This window comes from Pseudomonas sp. A39, assembly GCF_058145955.1.
Genome location: NZ_JBYVMD010000010.1, coordinates 69469 through 90296 on the forward strand (window position 1 = coordinate 69469; position 20828 = coordinate 90296).

The window sequence follows — 20828 nt, forward strand, 5'->3', positions numbered from 1 at the left end:
CTCAGTACAGCCCGGGCCGACGATCCTGGTGAACGTGGTTGTGGTCGCTGATTGACTTGTTCCTGGCCTCGGCCAACGGCAGGTCAGCCATCAACGGTTGTTCCCCTGGGTGGGAGGCTGCTCCGGCCAACGGGTAGCCATCGGCGTCGACGATGACCGAGCCGCCCACCCACCTGACGCCACGTTCCTCGCCATGGCGGTCGCACGCGGCGATGAACATACGGTTGACCGCCGCATTGGCCTGTACCCGCACGATCTCTGCCGGCCGTTCACCCTCGGGGCGCGGGCCATCCGGCCAGTTCACCGGAACGCAGAGCAGGTCGGCGTCCGCCAGCGCTGCCAGGCGCACCCATTCGGGCAGTTCCAAGTCGTAGCAGATCATCATGCCGATCCGCCCGACGGCAGTGTCGATCACCGGAGGTGGCGCATCCCCAGCGGTGAAGATCAGTTTCTCACGGTCCCACAAGTGCGCCTTGCGATACACCGTCAACCGCCCCGTGGGTTCGACCAGTGCGGCACTGTTGGCGACCTGTCCCGCGCTCAGACGCTCACAGAACCCTGCGACGATGATGATCCCCAGCTCCCGCGCCAGGCTTTTCCACTGGACCAGGGTTGGACCGTCACATGTCTCGGAGGCGGTGTAGGCTTCCTCCCGGTCGGCAAATACGTAACCGCTCTGAATCAGCTCCGGCAGGACGATCAACTGGGCGTTGAGACTCGCCGCTCGACGAATCGCACGTTCGGTCAGCGCCCGATTGTAATCGGTATCGCCGATACGCGGCGCCAGTTGGTGACAAACGACGCGTAACGGAGTCATGACACGTTTCCTTCCAGCGCTTGTTCACTGGCTTTTATGGCCCGCGACTCGGCGGCGTGGTCGAGTTGGCGACTCATCACGCAGTAAACCAATGCCGAGACCAGCAGGCCGACGACGAACGCAATATCGGCGCCGCCCAACATGAAGCTGATCGGCCCTTGATAAAAACCCAGCGACATAAACGGAACCATTGCCGCCAGGCCGAGGAAATAGGCGACGAGTCCGGTGCTCGACCAACGGCCATAGATGCCCGCTGGGTTGAAAATGTCGCTGATGGCGTAGCGCCCTTTTCGTACGGCGTAGAAGTCGGCAAGGTTGACTGCTGTCCAGGGCACTAGGAAATACAGCATCAACAGCACGAAGGTGTTAAAGCTGCTGAGGTAGCTTTCGGGGATGCACAAGGCGATCACAAAAATGATCGCGGCCACCAGGCTGATCCCGAGGATTCTGCTTTTGATCCTGGGCTTGATCGGCACAAAACCGTCAATGGCACTGATTCCGGTGAGCATCGCGCCATAGCAGTTGACGGCCATGATGCCGACCAACGCCGGGACGGCAATCAGCACGGTAAAGGTGCCAAACCCCGGCAGCAGTTGGTTGCCTACTGCCTGCACGCTGCCGATGGCGTCGGGTGAGGGCAACGCCGAGGCGAGAAACGCCCCCAGTGACATCAGCCACAGCGCCGAGCCGGCAGCCCCCAGGTATGTCCAGATGATGACACTGCGCGACGGCGTGTTATGGGGCAGGTAGCGCGAGTAATCCGAGACATAGACGGCGTAACTGATCTGATAGCCCGCAGCGGCTGAAAGTTGGATCAGGAAGGCCGACCAGGAAAAGTGCGCGTCGGCCACTGCCGTGTCGGCCTGCAGGTGCGTCACGGCTGCGACTGTGAGTACGGCGAAGACACTGATCATCACGTAGGTCAGCCAGCGCTGCACGGTGTGCAGGAGGTCGTGGCCGATCACGGCAATCACCACCGCCAGGATGATCATCAACGCGTACCAGGGGGCACGGCTGCCGGGCAGCACGGTATTGATGGCGTCCGTCGCCAGAATCACATTGAACACGTTGAAGCCGATGTACACGAAGACCACCGCGATAAAGGGCACGATTGCCCCGCGTAAACCGAACTGTGCCCGCGACTGGATCATCTGCGGCAAGCCCATGCGTGGGCCCTGGTTGGCGTGGAACGCCATGGCGAACGTACCCAGGCACACGCCGATGACAATCGCCAGGACGGCATACACCAGGCTCAGCCCCAAGGCTGCGCCGGTAAACCCGGTGACCATGGTGGTCAGAACGAAGTTACCGGTGAACCAGAACGGCGCCTGGTGCCAGACCTTACCGTGGCGTTCATTGCGCGGCACGTAGTCAATGGAGCGGGTTTCGATTTTCAGCGTGGTGGAAGTGGGAGCAGCCGATCGGTCGGAGGGCGTGTTCATAGGCATCACGGTCTGTTTTTATTGAGTGAGACTACGCAGAGTCTTGTAACTAAAAAAACTATTGAATCGGCATTTGCAAATAATCACTTCATGAATTTCTGAACTGATGGCGCATAACCTTATGGGGCAAGCCCTGCCTTACGCAGTCGCTTTCTATTTTCAATTTAGATGCAGACATTTCCTACAAGCGTCTACGCTTAGGATCGAACTCGTCGTAGTCGCCCTTCGCAGTGAAGCCGTAGGCGGACGTCCTTTGACACACCAAGGATGACTGATATGTCTGCTATCCCTTCACGTTCTAAAGGTGCGGCGCGCCTGTTGACCAACGATGTCACTGCGCTTATTCCAGACTTCCCTTTTCATTACGCCAAGTTCCTCAATTCGGCTGTCAGCAATGGAAAACCGTTGGCGGGTGTTTCTACACGTCAGCAGGGCACCCAGGTACTGATTGTTGGTGCCGGAGTGGCCGGACTGGTGGCTGCTTATGAAGCGATGCGCATGGGCTTGCACCCGGTGGTGGTGGAGGCCAGCGACCGTATTGGCGGGCGTTTCTATTCCTATGTGGCGGGCGATCCGCAAGACTCCGCCAACAGCGTTATCTGTGAAATGGGCGCTATGCGCTTTCCCGTCTCCGGCAAGGCGTTGATGCACTATTTCGATAAAGTGGGTATGACCGCCAATTCAGCGGACTTTCCCAACCCAGGGTCGGCTGCAACCCCCAGCACAGTGGTCGACTATCAACAACGACAGGTCTATTACGAAGGCAAGAACTTGCCTCCCGAATATGAAGATATCGAAAGCAAATTGTTCGATGTTTTCCTGGAGCAGGATCCGATCAAGTTCCTTGAAATGGAAACCGCGATGTCCGGGGACAATCCTGATCTGGCGAAGATCAAGACCCTGTGGAACGCGATCCTGGACAAAGGATGGGACAATCTCAGCTTTTTCACGGCCATGGTGGAAGAGGCGGGTTGGAGTCGTGAGGATATCGACTTGTTCGGCCAGATCGGCTTTGGTACCGGCGGATGGAACACCGACTATCCGAACTGCTTTCTGGAGGTGTTGCGGGTGCTGTATACCGGGCTGGATACCAACCACAAGCTAATGTATGACGGTTCCAGCGAGTTGCCTACCCGACTGTGGAATCGTGCTCCGGATGCCCTCGGCGACCCCATGGCTTATTGGCCCGCGGGCACTACCGTCCAGGGCCTGACCGCCCAGGTCATTGCTCAGCCTTTCAACCAGGAAGTGCGCCAGATCATACGGCGTCCGGATGGCGAATTTGATGTGTGGATGTTTGATCATAATCGAGGAAGCGAGCGTCAATACACCTTTGCTGCTGTGGTTTATACGCCTCACAAACGTGTCCTCGACAAATTCCGTTTTATGGATGGCGTCGCCCGCTTTGACCAAATGAATAGCCTCTTGTCCATAAAAGAGTGGGAGGCAGTTACGTACACCCATTACATGCAGTCGGCCAAAATATTTGCGCAGACCCAGCGGCCTTTCTGGACCGATGTCGGTGCAGATCGTCAATACAAGATGAGTGTGACGTTGTCGGACCGAATTACCCGCGGCACATACCTGCTGGACTACGCTGCGAGTCAAGGCCCCTACAAAGGCAGCGGGATGTTTTTGTCTTACACCTGGAACGACGACAGCATCAAGTTCCTGGGTGATCGCGCTGCGCCATTACCGTCCCATGTGGCGGTATGTTCAACCTTGTTGGATTCGGTGTATGCCCACCATCAGTTGAACCTTGCGGCGGAGTTCGGTATGACCGATCCATTTGTCGAAATCAATTGGGAAGAACAACCGTTTTTCCTGAGTGCCTTCAAAATGAACCTGCCGGGGCAGTACGAATACCAGCGCCTGCTGTTTTCGCAGTTTATGAACGGTGTGTTTGATGGAAGTCCCGATGGCTTCATTCTGGCCGGCGATGATGTGTCCTTCACGGGAGGCTGGGGGGAAGGTGCCGTGACCACCGCCTTGAACGCCGTAAACAAACTGGCGGTGAAGTTCGGCGGGGGTACCTTTATTGAAAACCGAGGTCCCATCGACGACTGGCAAGTGCTCAAGCCAAAGGCCCTGTAAGTCGACCCTGGCGAGCCAGTACCAAGGTCGGGTTTTAATCTGATGAGGTCGCAGACTTCGGTTCCGCGTCGGAGGTCATGAGCCTGCGGCGCGGATCTCAGGCGTTAACGGTTACTGCGCGTAGATATGAACCACGAAATGTTGGCCGGATGCTGTCAGTTCGTAGACTTTATCGTAGATCCTCAGCGTCCTTGAGGGCTCTTTGATGGTGTCACCGACTTTCGCATATTTCCTGAACTCATCCCAATCAATGACGGTAGTGCTGACGGTGCCGTCGCTCTGAAGGGTGTTGCCGTTGTTTTGATATTCCATGATATTGCCCTCTATCGGATTTCCATTTCCAGCCGACTATTCGGCAGGCAGTCAGCCCCGAAAGAACGCGTCCGTTCGTTCGGGGTGCAGAGATCCTATCCAAGGCAGGGGGTAGATAGATACTGTCAGAAACACGTACAAACAGTCTCTGCTAAGAGGCTGAAAGGCCCGTCGTTTCAGGCCTCCATCACTTTCCGAATATCCGCCGCCAATTCTCTTACACGCTCTTCCTCGGTATCCCACGCACACATGAAGCGTGCGCCGCCTTTACCGATGAAGGTGTAGAAGCGCCAGCCCTTGGCGGTCAGCGCCGCGATGGCCGGTTCCGAGAGTTGCAGGAACACGCCGTTGGCCTGCACCGGGAACATCAGCTCCACACCGGGAATATCCGCCACCAGGCTGCTCAGCAACTGGGCGCAGTGGTTGGCGTGGCGGGCATGCTTGAGCCAGGCGTCGTTTTCCAGCAGGCCTACCCACGGGGCGGACAGGAAGCGCATTTTTGACGCCAGCTGGCCGGCCTGTTTGCAGCGGTAATCGAAGTCTTCGGCGAGCTTGTGGTTGAAGAACAAGATGGCTTCACCCACCGCCATGCCATTCTTGGTGCCGCCAAAACACAACACATCCACGCCGGCCTTCCAGGTCAGGTCCGCCGGTGAGCAGCCGAGGAACGCGCAGGCGTTGGAGAAGCGTGCGCCGTCCATGTGCAGGTTCAGCCCCAGTTCCTTGCAGGTCACGCTGATGGCGCGGATTTCTTCCGGGGTGTACACGCTGCCGACTTCGGTGGCCTGGGTCAGGGTGACTACGCGCGGTTTCGGGTAGTGGATGTCCTGGCGCTTGAGGGCGATCTCGCGGATCGATTCCGGGGTCAGCTTGCCGTTTTCGGTGCGGGCGGTGAGCAGCTTGGAGCCGTTGGAGAAAAACTCCGGCGCGCCGCATTCGTCGGTTTCGACGTGGGCGGTTTCCGAGCAAATCACGCTATGGTAGCTCTGGCACAAAGAGGACAGCGCCAGGGAGTTGGCGGCGGTGCCGTTGAAGGCGAAGAACACTTCGCAGTCGGTTTCGAACAGATTGCGGAAACCGTCGGCGGCGCGGTGGGTCCATTCATCATCGCCGTAGGCGCGCTGATGACCCTGGTTGGCTTGTTCCATGGCGGCCCAGGCTTCCGGGCAGATACCGGAATAGTTGTCACTGGCGAATTGCTGGCTCTTGTCGGTCATGGCCCATTCCTGTGGTCGATGTTGGTGCGCACTGTAACCAAGATTGTCGCGGGTGCGCACGCACTGTAAATGCAAAGTCACTGGGGAATTATGCACGGTACTGAAACGATGCCTGTCGGACGCGTCCGTGATGGCGCTCTGGATCTGCTCAAGTGGCTGGCGCTGGTGAGCATGGTGCTGGACCACCTGCGGTATGTCGGTTTGAGCCTGGATGGCCTGTATGTGCCGGGCCGCTTGGCGTTTCCGTGGTTTTGCCTGGCGATTGCGGCGAATTTGCATCGGGCGAGAAACGCACCTGTCACGGGCCAATGGCGTTACCTGGGATGGCTGCTGCTGTTCAGTGTGATCAGCGAAGTGCCCTATCGGATGTTTATCGACGATGCCGATACGTTGAATGTGTTGCCGACCTTGGCGCTGGGGTTACTGGTTGCCCGAGGATGGCAGCAGAAGACGCTTTTTGATCGGGGATTGGCGGTAATTGCCGTCATGATCGGCGCGGTATTTTCCACACACCTGATGTTCGGGTTTTTCGGTGTATTGCTGCCGTGGGCGATGTTATGGGTGTTTCGTCGGCCATGGTATTTCAGCGTGTTGCCGGGGCTGCTGTGTGTGGCTGCCAATCAATGGCAGATCTTGCTCGATAGCGGCACGCCGGTGGCGCTGATGGGACTGAGCGCCTGCCTGCTTGCGCCGCTGCTCGGCCTGGTCCTGTTGCGACACACCCAAAACACCTCGCCACCGGCCATGCGCCGCTGGGCGTATGCCCTCTATCCCCTGCATTTCCTGCTGCTGCTACTCGTCCGTCACATCATCGCCTAACCGGTGTGGGAGGGGGCTTGCCCCCGATAGGGTGGTGTCAGCCACGGCATGTGCAAGCTGATCCACCGCTATCGGGGGCAAGCCCCCTCCCACATTTTTTCCGCGTTGTTCCTGCCATGTCGTAAACGCACCTTTGCGTGGCGTCCGTAGGCATTTGACCTGTCTGCACCAGCCCTACCATCGCATCAAAGGGCCCTGCATGGGCCTCAACAATACGAAAGGCTGGGAGAGACGCGATGTTCAGCAAAAAAGACCAGATCCAGGGATATGACGACGCACTGCTGGCGGCCATGAATGCCGAAGAGCAGCGTCAGGAAGATCATATCGAGCTGATCGCGTCAGAGAACTACACCAGCAAACGCGTGATGGAAGCCCAAGGCAGCGGCCTCACCAACAAATACGCCGAAGGCTATCCGGGCAAGCGCTACTACGGTGGCTGTGAGCACGTGGACAAAGTCGAGGCCCTGGCCATTGAGCGCGCCAAACAGCTGTTCGGTGCCGATTACGCCAACGTGCAGCCGCACTCCGGCTCCTCCGCCAACAGCGCGGTGTACCTGGCGCTGCTGAACGCCGGTGACACCATCCTCGGTATGAGCCTGGCCCATGGCGGTCACCTGACCCACGGCGCCAAGGTGTCGTCCTCGGGCAAGCTGTACAACGCCGTGCAGTACGGCATCAACACCGACACCGGCCTGATCGACTACGACGAAGTCGAACGCCTGGCCGTCGAACACAAGCCAAAAATGGTCGTGGCGGGGTTCTCTGCCTATTCCAAGACCCTGGATTTCCCACGCTTTCGCGCCATCGCCGACAAGGTCGGTGCGCTGCTGTTCGTCGACATGGCCCACGTTGCCGGCCTGGTTGCCGCCGGCCTGTACCCGAACCCGCTGCCGTACGCCGATGTGGTCACCACCACCACCCACAAGACCCTGCGCGGTCCCCGTGGCGGCCTGATCCTGGCCAAGTCCAACGAAGAAATCGAGAAGAAACTCAACGCTGCCGTGTTCCCTGGCGCCCAGGGCGGCCCGCTGATGCACGTCATCGCCGGCAAGGCAGTGTGCTTCAAGGAAGCCCAGGAGCCTGGCTTCAAGGTCTACCAGCAACAAGTGATCGACAACGCCCAGGCCATGGCCAGCGTATTTATCAAACGCGGCTACGATGTAGTGTCCGGCGGCACCGATAACCACCTGTTCCTGGTCAGCCTGATCCGTCAGGGCCTCACCGGCAAGGAGGCGGACGCCGCCCTCGGTCGCGCCCACATCACCGTCAACAAGAACGCCGTGCCGAATGACCCGCAGTCGCCGTTCGTGACCTCGGGCCTGCGCATCGGCACCCCGGCGGTGACCACGCGTGGTTTCAAAGTGCCGCAGTGCATCGAACTGGCCGGCTGGATCTGCGACATCCTCGACAACCTCGGTGATGCCGATGTCGAGGCCAACGTGGCCAAGCACGTGTCTGCCCTGTGCGCTGATTTCCCGGTTTATCGCTGAGCGCGGTTTTGGAGTAATGACTATGCAACGCTACTCAGGCTTCGGCCTCTTCAAGCACTCACTCAGCCACCACGAAAACTGGCAGAAGATGTGGCGCACGCCGACCCCTAAAAAGGTCTACGACGTGGTCATCGTCGGCGGCGGCGGGCATGGTCTGGCGACTGCCTACTACCTGGCAAAAGAACACGGCATCACCAACGTGGCGGTGGTCGAGAAAGGCTGGCTGGGCGGCGGTAACACCGCGCGCAACACCACCATCGTGCGCTCCAATTACCTGTGGGACGAGTCGGCCCACCTGTACGAGCACGCGATGAAACTGTGGGAAGGCCTGTCCCAGGACCTGAACTACAACGTGATGTTCTCCCAGCGTGGCGTCTACAACCTGTGCCACACCCTCCAGGACATCCGTGATTCCGAGCGCCGCGTGAGCGCCAACCGCCTCAACGGCGTGGACGGCGAACTGCTCAACGCCAAGCAAGTGGCCGACGAGATCCCGTACCTCGATTGCTCGAAAAACACCCGCTACCCGGTACTCGGCGCCACCGTACAACGTCGCGGCGGCGTCGCCCGTCACGATGCCGTGGCGTGGGGCTTTGCGCGTGCCGCCGACGCCCTCGGCGTGGACTTGATCCAGCAGACCGAAGTGATCGGCTTCCGCAAGGAAAACGGCGTGTGCATCGGCGTGGAAACCAACAAGGGCTTTATCGGCGCCAAGCGCGTCGGTGTGGTGACCGCCGGTAACTCCGGGCACATGGCTTCGCTCGCCGGGTTCCGCCTGCCGATCGAATCCCACCCGCTGCAAGCGTTGGTGTCGGAGCCGATCAAGCCGATTATCGACAGCGTGATCATGTCCAACGCCGTGCACGGTTATATCAGCCAGTCCGACAAGGGCGACCTGGTGATCGGCGCCGGTATCGACGGCTACAACGGCTACGGCCAGCGTGGCTCGTACCCGGTGATCGAACACACCATCCAGGCCATCGTCGAGATGTTCCCGGTGCTGTCCCGCGTGCGCATGAACCGCCAGTGGGGCGGCATCGTCGACACCACTCCGGATGCGTGCCCGATCATCTCCAAGACCCCGGTGCCGAACATGTTCTTCAACTGCGGTTGGGGCACCGGTGGCTTCAAGGCCACGCCGGGCTCAGGCAACGTGTTTGCCGCCAGCCTCGCCAAGGGCGAAATGCACCCGTTGGCCGCGCCATTCTCCATCGACCGTTTCCACAACGGTGCGTTGATCGACGAACACGGCGCTGCGGCCGTCGCCCACTAACAGGAGAAATTCCCTATGTTGCATATCTTCTGTCCTCACTGTGGCGAACTGCGCTCCGAAGAGGAATTCCACGCGTCCGGCCAAGCGCACATCCCGCGCCCGCTGGACCCGAACGCCTGCACCGATGAAGAGTGGGGCGACTACATGTTCTTCCGCGACAACCCCCGTGGCCTGCACCACGAGCTGTGGATTCACGCCGCCGGTTGCCGCCAGTACTTCAACGCGACCCGCGACACCCTGACCTACGAAATTCTTGAAACCTACAAGATCGGCACCAAGCCGCAATTCACCGCCAAGGCTGCTGGAGAGAAGGTATGAGCCAGACCAATCGCCTGTCCAACGGTGGCCGCATCGACCGCAATAAAGTCCTGACGTTTACCTTCAACGGCCAGAGCTACAAAGGCTTTGAAGGTGACACCCTGGCCGCAGCCCTGCTGGCCAACGGCGTCGACATCATCGGCCGCAGCTTCAAGTACTCGCGCCCTCGTGGCATCTTTGCCGCCGGCGCCGAAGAGCCGAACGCCGTGCTGCAGATCGGTGCGACCGAAGCCACGCAAATCCCTAACGTGCGCGCCACGCAACAGGCGCTGTACCAGGGGCTGGTCGCCACCAGCACCAATGGCTGGCCGAACGTCAACAATGACGTGATGGGCATTCTCGGCAAGGTCGGCGGCAAGCTGATGCCGCCGGGTTTCTACTACAAAACCTTCATGTACCCGCAATCGTTCTGGATGACCTACGAGAAGTACATCCGCAAGGCGGCTGGCCTTGGCCGCTCGCCGACCGAGAACGATCCGGACACCTACGACAACTTCAACCGTCACTGCGACGTGCTGGTGGTGGGCGCCGGCCCCGCCGGCCTGGCCGCTGCCCTGGCGGCTGCGCGCAGCGGTGCCCGCGTGATCCTCGCCGATGAGCAGGAAGAGTTCGGCGGTTCGCTGCTGGACTCGCGCGAAAGCCTCGACGGCAAGCCGGCTGCGGAATGGGTCGCCAGCGTTATCGCGGAACTCAAGGCGCTGCCGGACGTGGTGCTGTTGCCTCGCGCCACTGTCAACGGCTACCACGACCACAACTTCCTGACCATTCACGAACGCCTTACCGACCACCTCGGTGACCGTGCGCCGATTGGCGTGGTGCGCCAGCGTATCCACCGTGTCCGCGCCAAGCGTGTGGTGCTGGCGACCGGCGCGTGCGAGCGCCCGCTGGTGTACGGCAACAACGATGTGCCGGGCAACATGCTCGCTGGTGCAGTCTCGACTTACGTGCGCCGCTACGGTGTAGCACCGGGCAAGAAACTGGTGTTGTCGACCAACAACGACCACGCCTACCGCGTTGCGCTGGACTGGCTCGACGCTGGCCTGCAAGTGGTGGCAGTGGCTGATGTGCGCCACAACCCACGCGGCGCCCTGGTTGAAGAAGCCCGCGCCAAAGGCATTCGTATCCTCACCGGCAGCGCCGTGATCGAAGCCCGTGGCAGCAAGCACGTCACCGCTGCCCGTGTGGCCGCGATCGATGTGAAAGCGCATAAAGTCACCAGCCCAGGCGAGTGGCTGGAGTGCGACCTGGTGGCCAGCTCCGGCGGCTACAGCCCGGTGGTCCACCTGGCCTCGCACCTGGGCGGCAAGCCGACCTGGCGTGAAGACATCCTCGGTTTCGTACCGGGTGAAGCCCCGCAGAAACGCGTGTGCGTCGGCGGCATCAACGGCGTCTATAGCCTCGGCGATTCGCTCGCCGATGGTTTCGAAGGCGGCGTGCGCGCGGCCAGTGAAGCGGGTTTCGCCCCGGTGGAAGGCACGCTGCCCAAAGCCTTGAGCCGTCTGGAAGAGCCGACGCTGGCGGTGTACCAAGTGCCGCACGACAAACCGACTGCACGGGCACCGAAGCAATTTGTCGACCTGCAAAACGATGTGACCGCCGCCGCCATCGAACTGGCGACCCGCGAAGGTTTCGAGTCGGTCGAGCACGTCAAACGCTACACCGCGCTCGGCTTCGGCACCGACCAGGGCAAGCTGGGCAACGTCAACGGTCTGGCCATTGCTGCGCGCTCGCTGAACGTGACCATCCCGCAGATGGGCACCACCATGTTCCGCCCCAACTACACGCCGGTGACCTTCGGCGCGGTGGCGGGCCGTCACTGTGGGCACATCTTCGAACCGGTGCGCTACACCGCCCTGCAAGCCTGGCACGTCAAGAACGGCGCCGAGTTTGAAGACGTCGGCCAGTGGAAACGCCCTTGGTACTTCCCGCGCAACGGTGAAGACCTGCACGCCGCGGTGAAACGCGAATGCCTGGCCGTGCGCGACAGCGTCGGCCTGTTGGACGCGTCGACCCTCGGCAAGATCGACATCCAGGGCCCGGACGCGCGTGAGTTCCTCAACCGCATCTACAGCAACGCCTGGACCAAGCTCGACGTGGGCAAGGCGCGCTACGGCCTGATGTGCAAAGAAGATGGCATGGTCTTCGACGACGGCGTCACTGCCTGCCTCGCCGACAACCACTTCCTGATGACCACTACCACCGGCGGCGCCGCCCGCGTGCTGCAGTGGCTGGAAATCTACCAGCAGACCGAATGGCCAGACCTCAAGGTGTACTTCACCTCGGTCACCGATCACTGGGCGACCATGACCCTGTCCGGCCCCAATAGCCGCAAGCTGTTGAGTGAGGTCACCGACATCGACCTGGACAAGGACGGCTTCCCGTTCATGACCTGGAAAGAAGGCCTGGTCGGCGGTGTGCCGGCGCGAGTGTTCCGCATCTCGTTTACCGGTGAGCTGTCGTACGAAGTCAACGTGCAGGCCGACTATGCCATGGGCGTGCTGGAACAGATCGTCGAGGCCGGCAAAAAGTACAACCTGACCCCGTACGGCACCGAAACCATGCACGTGCTGCGGGCCGAGAAGGGCTTCATCATCGTCGGCCAGGACACCGACGGCTCGATGACCCCGGACGACCTGAACATGGGCTGGTGCGTCGGCCGCACCAAGCCGTTCTCGTGGATCGGCTGGCGTGGGATGAACCGTGAAGACTGCGTGCGTGAAGAGCGTAAGCAGCTGGTGGGCTTGAAGCCGATCGACCCAACCGTGTGGCTGCCGGAAGGCGCGCAGTTGGTGTTCGATCCGAAGCAGACGATCCCGATGAAGATGGTCGGCCACGTCACCTCGAGCTATGCCCACAACTCCCTCGGCTATTCGTTTGCGATGGCGGTGGTGAAGGGCGGCTTGAAGCGCATCGGTGAGCGGGTGTTCTCGCCGCAAGCGGATGGCAGCGTGATCGAGGCGGAGATTGTGTCCTCGGTGTTCTTTGATCCGAAAGGTGAACGGCAGAACATTTGATAGACCGAGTCGCCTGCATCGGGGGCAAGCTCCCTCCCACATGTTGAAATGCATTCCCCTGTGGGAGGGGGCTTGCCCCCGATGAGGCCAGAACAGTCACCATAGAATTCAGGACAGGTGCTCTATGACAGCAGCCAACGTATACCAACAACGCCCCACCACCGGCGCCAAAGCCGAGTCGTCGCTGCACCATGCCGACCTCGCCAGCCTGATCGGCAAGGGCCGCAAGAACGCCGGCGTGACCGTGCGTGAAAAGAAACTCCTTGGCCACCTGACCCTTCGTGGCGATGGCCACGATGCAGCCTTCGCCGCCGGCGTACACAAAGCCCTCGGTATTGAGCTTCCAGGCGCCCTGCAGGTCATCGTCAAAGGCGAAACCAGCTTGCAATGGCTCGGCCCGGATGAGTGGCTGCTGGTCGTGCCAAGCGGTGAAGAATTTGCCGCCGAGCAAAACCTGCGTGCCGCCTTGGGCGACCTGCATATCCAGATCGTCAACGTCAGCGGCGGCCAGCAGATCCTTGAGCTCAGTGGCCCGAACGTGCGCGATGTGCTGATGAAGTCCACCAGCTACGACGTGCACCCCAACAACTTCCCGGTGGGCAAGGCGGTGGGCACGGTGTTCGCCAAGTCGCAACTGGTGATCCGCCACACGGCTGAAGACACCTGGGAGCTGGTGATCCGTCGCAGCTTCTCGGATTACTGGTGGTTGTGGCTGCAGGATGCCTCGGCTGAATTCGGCCTGAGCGTCCAAGCCTGAGGAATCACCCATGAGCCGCGCACCCGATACATGGATTTTGACCGCCGATTGCCCCAGCGTGCTCGGCACGGTGGACGCGGTCACCCGCTATCTGTTCGAGCAGGGTTGCTACGTTACCGAGCACCATTCGTTCGATGATCGGCTTTCCGGGCGATTTTTTATTCGCGTGGAATTCCGCCAGCCCGACGGTTTTGACGAGCAGGGTTTCCGCGATGGCCTGGCCACTCGTGGCGAAGCCTTTGGCATGATCTTCGAGCTGACGGCGCCGAACTACCGGCCAAAAGTGGTGATCATGGTCTCCAAGGCCGATCACTGCCTGAACGACCTGCTGTACCGCCAGCGCATCGGCCAACTGTCGATGGACGTGGTTGCGGTGGTGTCCAACCACCCCGATTTGAAACCTTTGGCCGACTGGCACCAGATTCCCTACTACCATTTCCCCCTCGACCCCAACGACAAACCGTCCCAGGAGCGTCAGGTGTGGCAAGTGGTGGAAGACACCGGCGCCGAATTGGTGATCCTTGCGCGCTACATGCAAGTGCTGTCGCCGGAGCTGTGCCGCAAGCTGGATGGCAAAGCGATCAACATTCACCACTCGTTGCTGCCGGGGTTCAAGGGCGCCAAACCGTACCACCAGGCGTACAACAAGGGGGTCAAGTTGGTGGGCGCCACGGCGCATTACATCAACAACGATCTGGATGAAGGGCCGATCATCGCCCAAGGTGTGGAGGTGGTGGATCACAGTCACTATCCCGAGGATTTGATTGCCAAGGGGCGGGATATCGAAGGGCTGACATTGGCCCGGGCGGTGGGGTATCACATTGAGCGGCGGGTGTTTTTGAACGCCAATCGGACGGTGGTGCTCTGACTGGCGCCAATCGGGGGCAAGCCCCCTCCCACAGTTGACCAAGTTCTGCCTTTGGAATGCGGTCGAATGTGGGAGGGGGCTTGCCCCCGATGAGGCCCTCACAAACAACGCAAGAAAACAGCATCTGTACCCGAGCACTTAAACGCGCTGCCCACCCAAATGGGCAACGCAGTTCCATAAAAACAACAGCGAGGTGAAAGCATGTCTGGTAATCGTGGTGTCGTGTATCTCGGCAACGGCAAGGTCGAAGTACAGAAAATCGACTATCCCAAAATGCAGGACCCCCGTGGCAGGAAGATTGAGCACGGCGTCATCCTGCGCGTGGTCTCCACCAACATCTGCGGCTCCGACCAACACATGGTGCGCGGCCGTACCACTGCCCAGACCGGCCTGGTGCTCGGTCATGAAATTACCGGTGAAGTGATCGAGAAGGGCAGCGATGTCGAAAACCTGAAGATCGGTGATCTGGTTTCGGTACCTTTCAACGTGGCGTGCGGCCGTTGCCGCTCGTGCAAAGAACAACACACCGGCGTGTGCCTCACCGTCAACCCGGCGCGTGCCGGTGGCGCCTACGGCTATGTCGACATGGGCGACTGGACCGGCGGCCAGGCCGAGTACGTGCTGGTGCCGTACGCCGACTTCAACCTGCTGAAACTGCCGGACCGTGACAAGGCCATGGAGAAAATCCGCGACCTGACCTGCCTCTCCGACATCCTCCCGACCGGTTACCACGGCGCCGTCACTGCCGGCGTTGGCCCTGGCAGCACCGTGTACATCGCCGGTGCCGGCCCTGTGGGCTTGGCCGCTGCGGCTTCCGCCCGCCTGTTGGGTGCTGCCGTGGTGATCATCGGCGACGTCAACCCTATCCGCCTGGCTCACGCCAAGGCCCAGGGCTTTGAAATTGCCGACCTGTCCCAAGACACGCCGCTGCACGAACAGATCGCCGCACTGCTCGGCGAGCCGGAAGTGGACTGCGCTGTTGACTGTGTGGGCTTTGAAGCACGCGGCCACGGCCATGACGGCGTCAAGGCAGAGGCACCGGCTACGGTGCTCAACTCACTGATGGGCGTCGTGCGCGTGGCCGGCAAGATTGGCATCCCCGGCCTGTACGTCACCGAAGACCCAGGTGCTGTGGACGCCGCCGCGAAAATGGGCAGCCTGAGCATCCGTTTCGGCCTGGGCTGGGCCAAATCCCACAGCTTCCACACCGGGCAGACTCCGGTGATGAAGTACAACCGCCAGTTGATGCAGGCGATCATGTGGGACCGTATCAACATTGCCGAGATCGTCGGCGTGCAGGTGATCAGCCTGGACGACGCCCCGCGTGGGTATGGCGAGTTTGATGCGGGTGTACCGAAGAAGTTTGTGATTGACCCGCACAAACTCTTCAGCGCGGCATAACGCTCAGGCACACAGCAATCCAACTGTGGGAGCGGGCTTGCTCGCGAATGCGGTGGTTAAGTTAAAGCCTCTTTGACTGACCTACCGCTCTCGCGGGTAAGCCCGCTCCCACAGGTTTTTGTGGTCTCAGCGGTAGGCGAGGGCGCCTTGGTAGACGGTTGGCCCTGTCGGCTGCTTGCTCACCGACCCCCCCTTGGTCTCCGAACTCACCATCAACTCCACCGGCTTGCGGATGCTTTTCTGCTGACGCGGGTTGAGTCCGATAATGCCTTTGCCATCTTCCGGCAGCAGCCCAAGCGACACCGGTGCGCTGCCTTCGGGCATGGCCCACAGTTCCAGGCTGCGATCCGGCTCAGCTGCTGCCGTGGCGATCGGTTCTACTTCGAGGTAGTCCTTGTGCGCCATGATCTGTGCCGCGGGTTGCTGGGCAGTGGTCACCAGGGTGGCGGCAGACTTGACGTTGTCTTGGGTGTAGAGCGCGCCGCCGAGCCCGGCGACGATGGCCACGCAGACGCCTATGAACACGCGCGGGCGGCTCCAGAAAGGTTTTTTTTGTTCAATTACTTGGGGGCGGCTGGCGCTCATATGGCTGTTCCTGGCAAGTCTTGAAGTCATTTCATGGACTCTGGTATGCCGATTGGGTTCCTCGGCCGACCCGGAACAATGTGCCGGATACCCAGTCAAACGCCTGCTTTCGCCCCTACACCCAGAGGTTGTTTCGATGAAGATTTCACGCGGTTTCGCCCTTTCCTGCCTGATGACCCTGGCGGCCGGCCCGGTGTTTGCGGCAGGGTTCAGCCTTGGCGACGCGGCCAATGCCATTTCCGGCATGCAGGGTGGCAACAACAAGGCGGCTGCTGCGGCACCGTCTTCCGAGACGGCTGGGCTGCTCAGCGCCCTGACCTCGCAACTGAACATCACTCCTGAACAAGCCGTAGGCGGTACAGGCGCCATGCTGGGCCTGGCCAAGAACAAACTGAGCGGCAACGACTATTCGCAACTGGGCAATAGTGTGCCGGGCCTTGACCAACTGTCGGGCAACAATGCGTTGGGTAGCCTCGGGGCGTTGAGCGGGATGCTCGGCCAGGCCGGCGGCAGCAAGACCAGCGGCCTGGACGGTTTGCTGGGTAACGTGAAGAACACCAACGACCTGAACACCGCGTTCAGCGCGCTGGGCATGGACAGTGGGATGGTCGGCCAGTTTGCCCCGGTGATCCTGCAATACCTGGGCGGGCAGGGTGCCAACAGCTCGTTGCTGGGCAAGCTGGCCCAGGCCTGGGGCACCGGCAGTTAAAGACGCTCCGCGCGCAGTTGCTCGATGCGCGCGTCTTTCTCCGTCCAGAGCTGGTTGACCCAGTTCTGGACGGTCTGGCGAAACGCCGGATCGTTTTCGTAATCCCCTTGCCACAATGCCGGATCCAACTCACGGGTCTGGATGTCAATGATCACCTTGGGCACCGCGCCGCTGATCAAGTCCCAGAACCCCGGAATCTTTTGCTGCGGATAGACCACGGTCACGTCCAGCACGGCGTCCAGCTGTTCTCCCAGCGCCGCCAGCACAAACGCCACGCCGCCCGCCTTGGGCTTGAGCAAGCGAGTAAACGGCGACGCCTGCTGCTTGCGCTTGGCCTCGCTGAACCGCGTGCCTTCCAGGTAATTGACCACCGTCACCGGCTGGCGCTTGAACAGCTCGCAAGCCTCCTGGGTGATCTTCAAGTCCTGCCCAGCGAGTTCCGGGTGCTTGGCCAGGAACCCCTTGGTGTACCGCTTCATGAACGGGTAGTCCAACGCCCACCAGGCCAGGCCCAGGAAAGGCACCCAGATCAGCTCTTTTTTCAGGAAGAATTTGAAGAACGGCGTGCGCCGGTTCAGGGCCTGGATCAGCGCCGGGATGTCGACCCAGGATTGGTGGTTGCTGATCACCAGGTAGCTGGTGTCACCGCGCAAATCGCCGCCGCCGCGAATGTCCCATTGGGTGGGGATGCACAGCGCGAAAATCAGCTTGTCGATCTCTGCCCAGGTCTCGGCGATCCACATCACCGCCCACGACATGTAATCACGATAGCGGCCGGGGGCCACTAGCTTGAGCAGGGCAAACACCATCAGCGGGCCGATCAGGACCAGGGTGTTGAGCAAGAGCAGCAGTGAGACAAAACAGCCGGTGAGCAGGCGGCGCATAAGTAACTCTTGGAATCCTGTGGGCGGGTCATGATAAGCAGCTTGAGTCTAGAGGCCAAATCCCAATTCGCCGGACGAATGTTTCACAATGTGCCGGTTATGCTGGGGTGAGCTAACTAAGTGCTGCCTTTGCGGTCTAGAATCCGCCTACTTCTTTCCGAGGAAATCACTTCGTGAAACTGCTCCTTGCCTCCCTCGCCCTGGCTGCCCTGCCTGTCATGGCCGCCGAACCGACCCTTTACGGTCGCTACGAATACATCCAGTTGCCGGAGATCGGCGAAACCTTCAAGGCCAAGATGGACACCGGCGCGCTGACCGCCTCGCTGTCGGCCCGCGACATCGAGACCTTCACCCGTGATGGCGACGATTGGGTGCGCTTCCGCCTCGGCGGCAAGGATGCGTCCAATAAAGTCTACGAACACAAAGTCTCGCGCATCAGCAAGATCAAGAGCCGCGCCGACGAAGACGACGACAAGGACGAGCCGACCGTGGCCAAACGTCCGGTGGTCGACCTCGAAATGTGCCTGGGCAACGTCAAGCGCACCGTCGAGGTCAACCTCACCGACCGCAGCAGCTTCAACTATCCGTTGCTGATCGGCGCCAAGGCCCTGCGTGAATTCGGCGCTGCGGTAAACCCGGCGCGTCGTTACACTGCGGACAAACCGGACTGCTGACGGACCACCATGCCGCATATCCTGATTGTCGAAGACGAAGCGGCGATAGCCGACACACTGATATTCGCCCTGCAAGGCGAGGGCTTCACCACCACCTGGCTGAGCCTCGGCCAGGAGGCGCTGGCCTATCAGCGCCAGACGCCGGCCGACCTGGTCATCCTCGACATCGGCCTGCCGGACATCACCGGGTTTGAAACCTGCAAGCAACTGCGCCGGTTCAGCGAAGTGCCGGTGATGTTCCTCAGTGCCCGGGATGGCGAGATCGACCGAGTGGTGGGACTGGAGATCGGCGCCGACGATTATGTGGTCAAGCCGTTCAGCCCACGGGAAGTGACGGCGCGGGTCAGGGCGATCCTTAAGCGGATCGGCCCAAGTGCTGCGCCTGCGGTGTTCCAGGTTGATTTGGAGCGCATGCAGATCAGTTATCGCAGCCAGCCTTTGAGCCTCACACGCCATGAATTCCGCTTGCTGCAAAGCCTGCTGGAACAGCCCGAGCGCGTCTTCAGCCGCGAGCAACTTCTGGATGCGGTCGGTGTGGCGGCCGATGCGGGCTACGAACGCAATATCGACAGCCACATCAAAAGCCTGCGCAGCAAGTTGCGCAGCGTGGCCGCCGATGCCGAGCCGATACAGACCCATCGCGGCCTCGGCTACAGCTACAGCCCGAGCAACAGCTGATGCGCCTGGGGCTGCGGATTTTCCTGGTGTATGCCCTGTTTATCGGCCTGACCGGCTATTTTGTGCTCAGCACCGTGATGAAGGAAATCCGCCCCGGTGTGCGCCAATCCACCGAAGAAACCTTGGTGGACACTGCCAACCTGCTGGCCGAGATCCTGCGCGATGACGTGAAGAACGGCACCCTCGGCCAAAGCCACTGGCCGGAACTGCTCAAGGCCTATGGCAATCGCCAGCCGGGCGCGACCATCTGGGGGCTGCCGAAGAACCAGGTCAACCACCGTATCTACGTGACCGACGCCAAGGGCACCGTGCTGCTCGACTCCTCGGGTGAAGCGGTGGGGCAGGACTATTCCAAGTGGAACGACGTGTACCTGACCCTGCGCGGCGAATACGGCGCCCGTTCCACCCGCAGCGAACTGGATGACCCTACCTCGTCGGTGATGCACGTCGGTGCGCCGATTCGTGACAACGGCCAGATCATCGGCGTGGTCACCGTGGCCAAGCCCAATAGCTCGTTGCAGCCCTATGTCGACCGCACCGAGCGTCGCCTGCTGTGGTATGGCGCCGGCCTGGTGATTCTGGGCCTGCTGCTGGGTGCACTGTTGTCGTGGTGGCTGAGCGTTGCGCTACGTCGGTTGACGGCTTACGCCGAGGCGGTCAGCGAGGGCCGGCGCGCGGAGTTGCCGCATTACCGTGGCGGTGAGCTCAAGCAGCTCTCCACCGCCGTGGAACACATGCGCACGCAGTTGGAGGGCAAAGCCTACGTCGAACACTACGTACACACCCTGACCCACGAATTGAAGAGCCCATTGGCCGCGATACGCGGTGCGGCCGAGCTGTTGCAGGGCGATATGACCCGCGAACAACAGCAGCGCTTCGTCGGCAATATCGACAGCGAAAGCGCGCGCCTGCAGCAGTTGATCGAACGCTTGCTGAACCTGGCGCAGGTCGAGCAACGCCAGGGCCTGGAAGCGCAGGCCAGCATCCCGTTGGCGGCCATGGTCGATGAGGTGCTCAACGCCCAATGTGCGCGAATTGAAGGTGCTGGGCTGCAAGTCGAACAAGCGATTGCGGCGGATGTGAAGGTCTATGGCGAACCCTTCTTATTGCGTCAGGCACTGGGCAACTTGCTGGAGAACGCGCTGGACTTCACACCGCCCGGCGGCCTGTTGAGGTTCGGCGCACAGACGCGACACAACGACGTGCAGGTGAGCCTGTTCAACCAGGCCGCGCCGATTCCCGACTACGCCCTGCCACGCCTGAGCGAGCGCTTCTACTCACTGCCACGCCCGGCCAGCGGGCGCAAAAGCACCGGCCTGGGCCTCAACTTTGTCGAGGAAGTGATGAAGCTGCACGGCGGCGCGCTGCAGATCGGCAATGTCGAAGGCGGCGTGCAGGTGGTACTGCATCTCCACACAGTCTCCACATTGCCCACATAAATCCCCCACACAGGCTGCCCAGACTCTCCCCATCAAA

The 20828-nt window shown here is 60.9% G+C and carries 19 protein-coding genes; 13 read left to right on the forward strand and 6 right to left on the reverse strand.

The features are described 5' to 3' along the window. Window position 1 precedes the first annotated feature (1 nt). Together AC3ZU9_RS10400 and AC3ZU9_RS10405 are read right to left on the reverse strand one after the other, a co-directional pair. Complete coding sequence (locus AC3ZU9_RS10400) at window positions 2-817, reverse strand: nitrilase-related carbon-nitrogen hydrolase (protein WP_122811798.1); 816 nt, start codon at window positions 815-817, stop codon at window positions 2-4. After that, entirely contained in the window at window positions 814-2259 is a 1446-nt protein-coding gene (locus AC3ZU9_RS10405) for a purine-cytosine permease family protein (protein ID WP_490090668.1), read from the reverse strand. Before AC3ZU9_RS10405 ends, AC3ZU9_RS10400 begins: the two co-directional genes overlap by 4 nt. Window positions 2260-2535: 276 nt before the next feature. Here AC3ZU9_RS10405 and AC3ZU9_RS10410 point away from each other — a divergent pair, with 276 nt between their 5' ends. After that, window positions 2536-4353, forward strand: coding sequence for a flavin monoamine oxidase family protein (locus AC3ZU9_RS10410; protein ID WP_490090669.1), 1818 nt, complete (start codon window positions 2536-2538; stop codon window positions 4351-4353). Between the two features lie 111 nt (window positions 4354-4464). Here the strand turns inward: AC3ZU9_RS10410 and AC3ZU9_RS10415 are convergent, their stop codons facing one another. Together AC3ZU9_RS10415 and AC3ZU9_RS10420 are read right to left on the reverse strand one after the other, a co-directional pair. Continuing rightward, window positions 4465-4665 carry a hypothetical protein gene (locus AC3ZU9_RS10415; protein WP_046034980.1) on the reverse strand — a complete coding sequence of 67 codons (201 nt, stop codon included), beginning with the start codon at window positions 4663-4665 and terminating at the stop codon, window positions 4465-4467. Window positions 4666-4841: 176 nt separating this feature from the next. Beyond that, a complete protein-coding gene (locus AC3ZU9_RS10420) occupies window positions 4842-5882 on the reverse strand; it encodes a threonine aldolase family protein (RefSeq protein WP_015886246.1) in 1041 nt (346 codons plus the stop codon). 90 nt (window positions 5883-5972) lie between these two features. Between AC3ZU9_RS10420 and AC3ZU9_RS10425 the strand changes: the two genes are divergently transcribed. The 8 genes from AC3ZU9_RS10425 to fdhA all read left to right on the forward strand — a co-directional run bounded on the left by AC3ZU9_RS10425 (window position 5973) and on the right by fdhA (window position 15822). Continuing rightward, window positions 5973-6701, forward strand: coding sequence for a TraX family protein (locus AC3ZU9_RS10425; RefSeq protein WP_046034981.1), 729 nt, complete (start codon window positions 5973-5975; stop codon window positions 6699-6701). Between the two features lie 236 nt (window positions 6702-6937). Continuing rightward, window positions 6938-8191, forward strand: a complete 1254-nt coding sequence (gene glyA, locus AC3ZU9_RS10430; RefSeq protein WP_015886244.1) for a serine hydroxymethyltransferase — start codon at window positions 6938-6940, stop codon at window positions 8189-8191. Between the two features lie 22 nt (window positions 8192-8213). Next, window positions 8214-9464, forward strand: a complete 1251-nt coding sequence (locus tag AC3ZU9_RS10435) for a sarcosine oxidase subunit beta (protein WP_010207084.1) — start codon at window positions 8214-8216, stop codon at window positions 9462-9464. A 15-nt stretch (window positions 9465-9479) separates the two neighbouring features. Then, window positions 9480-9782, forward strand: a complete 303-nt coding sequence (locus tag AC3ZU9_RS10440; protein WP_015886243.1) for a sarcosine oxidase subunit delta — start codon at window positions 9480-9482, stop codon at window positions 9780-9782. After that, window positions 9779-12796, forward strand: coding sequence for a sarcosine oxidase subunit alpha (locus AC3ZU9_RS10445; RefSeq protein WP_015886242.1), 3018 nt, complete (start codon window positions 9779-9781; stop codon window positions 12794-12796). The genes AC3ZU9_RS10440 and AC3ZU9_RS10445 overlap by 4 nt, the downstream gene beginning before the upstream one ends. A gap of 124 nt (window positions 12797-12920) precedes the next feature. Then, the gene (locus tag AC3ZU9_RS10450; RefSeq protein ID WP_064054269.1) at window positions 12921-13553 is read left to right on the forward strand and encodes a sarcosine oxidase subunit gamma; all 633 of its coding nucleotides are present in this window, start codon (window positions 12921-12923) and stop codon (window positions 13551-13553) included. A gap of 10 nt (window positions 13554-13563) precedes the next feature. Next, window positions 13564-14421, forward strand: a complete 858-nt coding sequence (gene purU, locus AC3ZU9_RS10455; RefSeq protein WP_016977808.1) for a formyltetrahydrofolate deformylase — start codon at window positions 13564-13566, stop codon at window positions 14419-14421. Between the two features lie 201 nt (window positions 14422-14622). Continuing rightward, window positions 14623-15822: a formaldehyde dehydrogenase, glutathione-independent gene (fdhA, locus tag AC3ZU9_RS10460; protein ID WP_015886239.1), complete on the forward strand. Its 1200-nt coding sequence runs from the start codon at window positions 14623-14625 to the stop codon at window positions 15820-15822. Between the two features lie 126 nt (window positions 15823-15948). On the opposite strand, the gene AC3ZU9_RS10465 is transcribed toward fdhA, so the two are convergent. Further along, the gene (locus AC3ZU9_RS10465; protein WP_043206004.1) at window positions 15949-16407 is read right to left on the reverse strand and encodes an anti-sigma factor domain-containing protein; all 459 of its coding nucleotides are present in this window, start codon (window positions 16405-16407) and stop codon (window positions 15949-15951) included. Window positions 16408-16543: 136 nt separating this feature from the next. On the opposite strand from AC3ZU9_RS10465, the gene AC3ZU9_RS10470 reads away from it, so the two are divergent. Then, a complete protein-coding gene (locus AC3ZU9_RS10470; RefSeq protein ID WP_015886237.1) occupies window positions 16544-17116 on the forward strand; it encodes a DUF2780 domain-containing protein in 573 nt (190 codons plus the stop codon). On the opposite strand, the gene yihG is transcribed toward AC3ZU9_RS10470, so the two are convergent. Then, window positions 17113-18000: a 1-acylglycerol-3-phosphate O-acyltransferase, YihG family gene (gene yihG, locus AC3ZU9_RS10475; protein WP_490090670.1), complete on the reverse strand. Its 888-nt coding sequence runs from the start codon at window positions 17998-18000 to the stop codon at window positions 17113-17115. The two genes, AC3ZU9_RS10470 and yihG, sit on opposite strands and share 4 nt — an antisense overlap. Window positions 18001-18173: 173 nt before the next feature. Here yihG and rloA2 point away from each other — a divergent pair, with 173 nt between their 5' ends. Genes rloA2 through creC form a run of 3 tightly spaced genes read left to right on the forward strand, consistent with a single transcriptional unit; the run spans window position 18174 to window position 20791 of the window. Further along, window positions 18174-18674 carry a retropepsin-like aspartic peptidase RloA2 gene (rloA2, locus tag AC3ZU9_RS10480; protein ID WP_015886235.1) on the forward strand — a complete coding sequence of 167 codons (501 nt, stop codon included), beginning with the start codon at window positions 18174-18176 and terminating at the stop codon, window positions 18672-18674. Window positions 18675-18683: 9 nt separating this feature from the next. Continuing rightward, window positions 18684-19352 carry a two-component system response regulator CreB gene (gene creB / locus AC3ZU9_RS10485; protein WP_015886234.1) on the forward strand — a complete coding sequence of 223 codons (669 nt, stop codon included), beginning with the start codon at window positions 18684-18686 and terminating at the stop codon, window positions 19350-19352. After that, window positions 19352-20791, forward strand: coding sequence for a two-component system sensor histidine kinase CreC (creC, locus tag AC3ZU9_RS10490; RefSeq protein WP_046034985.1), 1440 nt, complete (start codon window positions 19352-19354; stop codon window positions 20789-20791). Before creB ends, creC begins: the two co-directional genes overlap by 1 nt. Window positions 20792-20828: the final 37 nt, after the last annotated feature.

Excerpts from the sequence above, each read along its gene's own strand:
- AC3ZU9_RS10440 (WP_015886243.1), top strand. The coding sequence starts at position 9,480 with ATGTTGCATATCTTCTGTCCTCACTGTGGCGAACTGCGCTCCGAAGAG.
- yihG (WP_490090670.1), bottom strand. The coding sequence starts at position 18,000 with ATGCGCCGCCTGCTCACCGGCTGTTTTGTCTCACTGCTGCTCTTGCTC.
- AC3ZU9_RS10435 (WP_010207084.1), top strand. The coding sequence starts at position 8,214 with ATGCAACGCTACTCAGGCTTCGGCCTCTTCAAGCACTCACTCAGCCAC.
- AC3ZU9_RS10450 (WP_064054269.1), top strand. The coding sequence starts at position 12,921 with ATGACAGCAGCCAACGTATACCAACAACGCCCCACCACCGGCGCCAAA.
- AC3ZU9_RS10405 (WP_490090668.1), bottom strand. The coding sequence starts at position 2,259 with ATGAACACGCCCTCCGACCGATCGGCTGCTCCCACTTCCACCACGCTG.
- AC3ZU9_RS10400 (WP_122811798.1), bottom strand. The coding sequence starts at position 817 with ATGACTCCGTTACGCGTCGTTTGTCACCAACTGGCGCCGCGTATCGGC.
- creC (WP_046034985.1), top strand. The coding sequence starts at position 19,352 with ATGCGCCTGGGGCTGCGGATTTTCCTGGTGTATGCCCTGTTTATCGGC.
- glyA (WP_015886244.1), top strand. The coding sequence starts at position 6,938 with ATGTTCAGCAAAAAAGACCAGATCCAGGGATATGACGACGCACTGCTG.
- AC3ZU9_RS10465 (WP_043206004.1), bottom strand. The coding sequence starts at position 16,407 with ATGAGCGCCAGCCGCCCCCAAGTAATTGAACAAAAAAAACCTTTCTGG.
- AC3ZU9_RS10420 (WP_015886246.1), bottom strand. The coding sequence starts at position 5,882 with ATGACCGACAAGAGCCAGCAATTCGCCAGTGACAACTATTCCGGTATC.
- purU (WP_016977808.1), top strand. The coding sequence starts at position 13,564 with ATGAGCCGCGCACCCGATACATGGATTTTGACCGCCGATTGCCCCAGC.
- creB (WP_015886234.1), top strand. The coding sequence starts at position 18,684 with ATGCCGCATATCCTGATTGTCGAAGACGAAGCGGCGATAGCCGACACA.
- fdhA (WP_015886239.1), top strand. The coding sequence starts at position 14,623 with ATGTCTGGTAATCGTGGTGTCGTGTATCTCGGCAACGGCAAGGTCGAA.
- AC3ZU9_RS10415 (WP_046034980.1), bottom strand. The coding sequence starts at position 4,665 with ATGGAATATCAAAACAACGGCAACACCCTTCAGAGCGACGGCACCGTC.
- AC3ZU9_RS10425 (WP_046034981.1), top strand. The coding sequence starts at position 5,973 with ATGCACGGTACTGAAACGATGCCTGTCGGACGCGTCCGTGATGGCGCT.
- AC3ZU9_RS10410 (WP_490090669.1), top strand. The coding sequence starts at position 2,536 with ATGTCTGCTATCCCTTCACGTTCTAAAGGTGCGGCGCGCCTGTTGACC.
- AC3ZU9_RS10470 (WP_015886237.1), top strand. The coding sequence starts at position 16,544 with ATGAAGATTTCACGCGGTTTCGCCCTTTCCTGCCTGATGACCCTGGCG.
- AC3ZU9_RS10445 (WP_015886242.1), top strand. The coding sequence starts at position 9,779 with ATGAGCCAGACCAATCGCCTGTCCAACGGTGGCCGCATCGACCGCAAT.